This window comes from Tianweitania sp. (assembly GCF_032053605.1).
Lineage (GTDB): Bacteria > Pseudomonadota > Alphaproteobacteria > Rhizobiales > Rhizobiaceae > Tianweitania.
In genome coordinates this window covers 107446-112282 of sequence record NZ_DAMBUH010000001.1, presented here as the reverse complement: position 1 = coordinate 112282, position 4837 = coordinate 107446, and the positions used below count along the sequence as shown (strand labels likewise).

Here is a 4837-nt window from a genome sequence, read left to right as displayed (position 1 = left end):
ATCGTGGCCTTGCTTCTGCTGGCTGTGCTCGCCCATAGCGGCTGACCAAAACGAAAGAGCCCGCCGGGATGATCTCGGCGGGCTCTTTGCTTGAACCTTTCGAAGGCCTAGATGCCGGCCTTGGGGCCGCGGTTTCCGTCGAGGCGGGATGGGGCACCGAATGCGCCGGCGCCGGTCAGCACCTGACCGATAAAGGTCTGGTCCTTGCCGCCTGTTGGCGTCGTGCGCGAAATGAAGTCGAACACCTTGCCATCCTGCAACCCGTAATGGGCGATCTGCGTCACGCGTCCATCGGCACCGAAGTAAACTGCGAGGATGCGGCGATCAACGATGCGCGGGTTCATGAACGCCACGTCGCGGCGGCGCGTTTGTGAGATGTAGTAATAGGCTTCGGCGTCAAAGGTCGCCGTGGTCGATGGGCTGCCGAGAGCCAGCTGCACCTGTTCGCGAGACGAGCCGACTGGCACCAGCTCAATCGCCTGCTCGTCGATGACATAACCTTGCGTGAGCGTTTCGCCGGGTGCGAGGCTTGCAGCCGTGCACGCTGAAAGCGCAAGGGTCGATGCGCCGATCACCGCAATGCCGCGAGTAACCTTCCACATCCGGGAAAATGCCGTCGAGTTCATACTGTCCAATCCCCACCAGCTTTGCAGGAAAGCGTGAAAACCGGTAGACCAGCTTCGAAGCGGATGCAACCGGACTGGTTTCGCCGCAGAAACGGGAGTTCACGCACCATGTTACGCAAACTGTTCGGCCGCAGCGAGAATGCGGGCAGAACGGCAGCGATCAGCCTTTATGAGCAGATCGTGGCAGCGGCGCGGCAGCCCGCTTTTTATGCACACTGGAATGTACCTGATACGCCGATTGGTCGTTTCGAGATGATTTCGGTTCACATGGTCCTGTTTCTGCACCGCATCCGAGGTGAGGCGGGCGATCTCCAACGCATCGCGCAGATTTTGACCGACGAGTTCTTCCTTGATGTGGATCATTCCCTGCGCGAACTCGGCATCTCCGACGTAGGTGTGCCAAAGCGCATCAAGAAGCTGGCGCGTATGTTTTTCGGTCGCGCAAGATCCTACTCGGATGCGCTCGACAGCGGGGACCAAGTCGCGTTAGCAGCCGCCATCGCGCGCAATGTTCGACCGGAGGTCACAGATTGGGCTGAAATACGTGCGATTGCTGATTACATGCAGCGTGCCAGCAATTATCTGGCGAGCCAGCCTCTGACGGCTTTCGCCGAAGGGCAGGTTCGTTTCGGCAGCGTTCTTGAGGAAATCGAAACTTGAACACCACGAAAAGCCCGGTCTCCTTTCCCGTCAGCATCAACCGCCTGCCGTCAAAAGGCATGCCGGTGCGAATCGAAGCCGACGCCGATATGCGCGCGGCTCTGGCGGAAGCGCATGACCTCGTTTCGGTGGAGCGCTTCGTTGCCGATGTCATGGTCACCGATTGGAAGGGCAGCGGCGTTGCGGTGAACGGCAAGGTCGAAGCCAAGATCACCCAGGCTTGCATTGTCACGCTCGAGCCGCTCACGGCGCGAATCGATGACGTAATCGAGGCCACCTTCCTGCCGCGTAATTCCAAGCTGCATCGCCTTCCCGATCCCAGCGACGAGCTGATGATCGATCCTGACGGACCTGACGCGCCAGAGATTCTTGAAGGAGATACCGTAGATGTGGGCGCGCTTGCGGAGGAGATTTTCGCCATCGCGATCGACCCCTATCCGCGGAAAGACGGCGTCGAGCCTTTGAATATCCGCGAGGATACCGCAGCGCCGATGAACCCGCTTGCCGAAAAATTGGCGGCTTTGAAGGACAAGCTCTGATTTCACGGGCAGGCGCGCCTTTGCGGTTGTGCCGCCCGTCAAAACCGCTATTTTCGCGCCTCCTGTCGCCCGGCCCTTAAGCAAAAAAGAAAAAGCCAAGCGTGATCCGAATTTCCATCGACGCCATGGGCGGCGATCACGGCCCAGGGGTCGTCGTTCCCGCCCTCGCCACGTTTCTTGAACGCCGGCCCGATTCGCGTTTCATCGTGTTCGGGCGCCAAGAGGCCGTGCAGCCGGAACTGGCCAAGTTCCCCAAGCTCGCGAATTCAGTCGAATTTATCCATTGCGACGTTGCCGTGCGCATGGACGACAAGCCGAGTCAGGCCTTGCGGCATGGTCGCGGCAAGTCGTCGATGTGGCGCGCGATCGAAGCGGTCAAGCTCGGCCAGGCCGATGTTTGCATATCGGCTGGGAACACTGGCGCGCTGATGGCGATGGCGCGCTTTTGCCTGCGCACAATGGCGAAGATCGACCGTCCGGCCATTGCCGCGATCTGGCCAACCACACGCGGTGAAAGCATCGTGCTGGATGTCGGCGCATCGATTGGCGCGGATGCCCATCAGCTTGTTGATTTTGCCATTCTCGGCGGTGCCATGTCGCGCGCTCTGTTCCAGATCGAGCGCCCCACCATCGGTCTGCTGAATGTCGGCGTCGAGGAAATCAAGGGTCAGGAAGAGGTCAAGGAAGCCGGGCAGATCCTGCGCTATACTGAACTGAACTCCCTTGTGTACCAAGGCTTCGTCGAAGGCGACGACATCGGCAAGGGCACCGTCGACGTGGTGGTGACCGAAGGTTTTTCCGGCAATATCGCGCTGAAGACCGCCGAAGGCACGGCCAAGCAGATCGCGGGCTATTTGCGCGCGGCGATGAGCCAGAGCCTGATGTCCAAGATAGGCTACTTCTTTGCGCGCGGTGCCTTCAACGCATTGCGCGAGAAGATGGATGTCCGCAAATCCAACGGCGGCGTTTTTCTCGGCTTGAACGGCATCGTCGTGAAAAGCCATGGCGGCACGGATCATGAAGGGTTCGCGGCCGCGATCGACCTCGGCTACGACATGGTGCGCAATCGGCTGATCGACCGCATCGAGGCTGATCTGCAGCTATTTCATGCGCATCGGCATCAACTTTCCGCGCTGGGCCGGGCGCGAGCAGACGAAGAAGGCGAGGGCGAAGCGTGATTCGATCTGTTGTAAAAGGCGTAGGCACTTCGCTGCCGCGCCGCATCATGAAGAATTCCGAGTTCGAAACACTGGTCGACACCACCGACGAGTGGATCGTTCAGCGCACGGGCATCACCCAACGCCACATTGCCGGCGATGATGAAACGACCGCATCGCTCGGCGAAGCGGCAGCGCGTGCGGCGCTCGATGCAGCAGGGCTGACCCCGGCAGACATCGATCTGATCGTGCTGGCGACATCGACGCCCAACAACACGTTCCCGGCAACGGCCGTGGAGATCCAGAACCGGTTGGGCATCACCCACGGTTTCGCCTTCGATCTCCAGGCCGTCTGCTCCGGCTTCGTTTACGCCATCACTACAGCCGACCTGCATCTGCGTGGCGGCATGGCCAAGCGCGCGCTGGTGATCGGCTCCGAAACCTTCTCCCGTATCCTCGACTGGACTGACCGTACGACCTGCGTTCTGTTCGGCGACGGCGCCGGCGCGGTTGTGCTGGAAGCGGAAGAGGGCACTGGCGCTCTGAGCGACCAGGGCATCATCGCCGCCAGCTTGCGCTCCGACGGCAGCCACAAGCAGAAGCTTTATGTCGACGGCGGCCCGTCCACGACTGGCAAGGTCGGCGTGCTACGCATGGAGGGCAAGGAAGTCTTCAAGCATGCGGTGGGCATGATCACGGATGTGATCGAGGAAACCTTCCGCCAAGGCGAGATAACTGCCGATCAGCTCGACTGGTTCGTGCCGCATCAGGCCAACCGCCGCATCATCGAAGCCTCGGCCAAGAAGCTCGGCATCCCCATGGAAAAGGTCGTGGTTACCGTGGATCTTCACGGCAACACGTCTGCCGCTTCCGTTCCGCTGGCGCTGGCCAGTGCTGTTGCCGACGGCCGCATCAAGAAAGGCGATCTTGTGCTTCTGGAAGCCATGGGTGGTGGCTTCACCTGGGGCGCGGTGCTTCTGCGCTGGTAACGTTTTTCCAGGCTAAGTCCTTGACCTAGCAAAATGAATTTTCTAGGTTCGCTTCTCATTTGTTCCTTTGATGAAGCAACAAGCTGGGACGGCCGCGGATGGAAGGCAAGACACTCACACGGGCTGATCTTGCCGAGGCCGTGTATCGCAAGGTCGGGTTGTCGCGCAGCGAATCTGCCCAACTCGTGGAATCCGTGCTCGATGAAATCTGCGCCGCGATCGTGCGCGGCGAGGACGTCAAGTTGTCTTCCTTCGCGACCTTCCACGTCCGCGAGAAGAATGAACGCATCGGCCGCAACCCGAAAACCGGCGAGGAAGTGCCGATTTCGCCGCGCCGGGTGATGACCTTCAAGGCTTCCAACGTTCTGAAAAGCCGCATCATCGACGGCCATACCAGCGCCGCCAAGCCTTCAAAGGCGAAGAAAGCCGGTTGAAGTCTGAGCGCCGGCTTCTTGCCGGGGTTGAAAGTGCCAGCTTAACTCGCTGGAATATCCCATGATTCGCGAATCGCTTACGCGAGCGGGAGTGTGACAATGCTGGACAAAAGCCCTGACGCCTTCCGCACGATCTCAGAGGTCGCGGAAGATCTCGATCTGCCGCAGCACGTGCTGCGCTTTTGGGAAACCCGTTTCACCCAGATCAAGCCGATGAAACGTGGCGGCGGTCGCCGGTATTATCGGCCGCATGATGTCGAGCTGATCAAGGGCATCCGTCACATGCTTTATGATCAGGGCTATACGATCAAGGGTGTGCAGAAGCTGCTGCGCGATAACGGCAACCAGTTCCTGATGGCTGTCGGGAATGGCGACCTGGCCGCAGCCGAAGCGCTCGCGCAGCGCAAGCAAGCCGAAGCCCCTGAGCCTGTG

At 60.1% G+C, this 4837-nt stretch carries 7 protein-coding genes; 6 read left to right on the top strand and 1 reads right to left on the bottom strand.

Annotation, left to right across the window (positions count from 1 at the left end; all coding sequences use genetic code 11):
* Positions 1 to 107: 107 nt before the first annotated feature.
* A complete protein-coding gene (locus tag RTX98_RS00565; protein ID WP_312793908.1) occupies positions 108 to 602 on the bottom strand; it encodes an outer membrane protein assembly factor BamE in 495 nt (164 codons plus the stop codon).
* Positions 603 to 734: 132 nt separating this feature from the next.
* Here RTX98_RS00565 and RTX98_RS00560 point away from each other — a divergent pair, with 132 nt between their 5' ends.
* The 6 genes from RTX98_RS00560 to RTX98_RS00535 all read left to right on the top strand — a co-directional run.
* On the top strand, positions 735 to 1286 hold the full coding sequence (locus tag RTX98_RS00560) for a ubiquinol-cytochrome C chaperone family protein (protein WP_312793907.1): 552 nt from the start codon (positions 735 to 737) through the stop codon (positions 1284 to 1286).
* Positions 1283 to 1825, top strand: a complete 543-nt coding sequence (locus RTX98_RS00555; RefSeq protein WP_312793861.1) for a DUF177 domain-containing protein — start codon at positions 1283 to 1285, stop codon at positions 1823 to 1825. Before RTX98_RS00560 ends, RTX98_RS00555 begins: the two co-directional genes overlap by 4 nt.
* 101 nt (positions 1826 to 1926) lie before the next feature.
* Positions 1927 to 3003 carry a phosphate acyltransferase PlsX gene (plsX, locus tag RTX98_RS00550; RefSeq protein ID WP_312793859.1) on the top strand — a complete coding sequence of 359 codons (1077 nt, stop codon included), beginning with the start codon at positions 1927 to 1929 and terminating at the stop codon, positions 3001 to 3003.
* Positions 3000 to 3971, top strand: a complete 972-nt coding sequence (locus tag RTX98_RS00545; protein WP_312793857.1) for a beta-ketoacyl-ACP synthase III — start codon at positions 3000 to 3002, stop codon at positions 3969 to 3971. The genes plsX and RTX98_RS00545 overlap by 4 nt, the downstream gene beginning before the upstream one ends.
* Before the next feature lie 98 nt (positions 3972 to 4069).
* Positions 4070 to 4405, top strand: a complete 336-nt coding sequence (locus RTX98_RS00540; protein WP_189501509.1) for an integration host factor subunit alpha — start codon at positions 4070 to 4072, stop codon at positions 4403 to 4405.
* Positions 4406 to 4507: 102 nt separating this feature from the next.
* Positions 4508 to 4837, top strand: a 330-nt coding sequence (locus RTX98_RS00535) for a MerR family transcriptional regulator (protein ID WP_312793906.1), incomplete at its 3' end; no start/stop codon positions are given.

What these genes read in the sequence shown, in the direction of transcription:
- RTX98_RS00565 (WP_312793908.1), bottom strand. Translation starts at nt 602, where the DNA reads ATGTGGAAGGTTACTCGCGGCATTGCGGTGATCGGCGCATCGACCCTT.
- RTX98_RS00560 (WP_312793907.1), top strand. Translation starts at nt 735, where the DNA reads ATGTTACGCAAACTGTTCGGCCGCAGCGAGAATGCGGGCAGAACGGCA.
- RTX98_RS00540 (WP_189501509.1), top strand. Translation starts at nt 4,070, where the DNA reads ATGGAAGGCAAGACACTCACACGGGCTGATCTTGCCGAGGCCGTGTAT.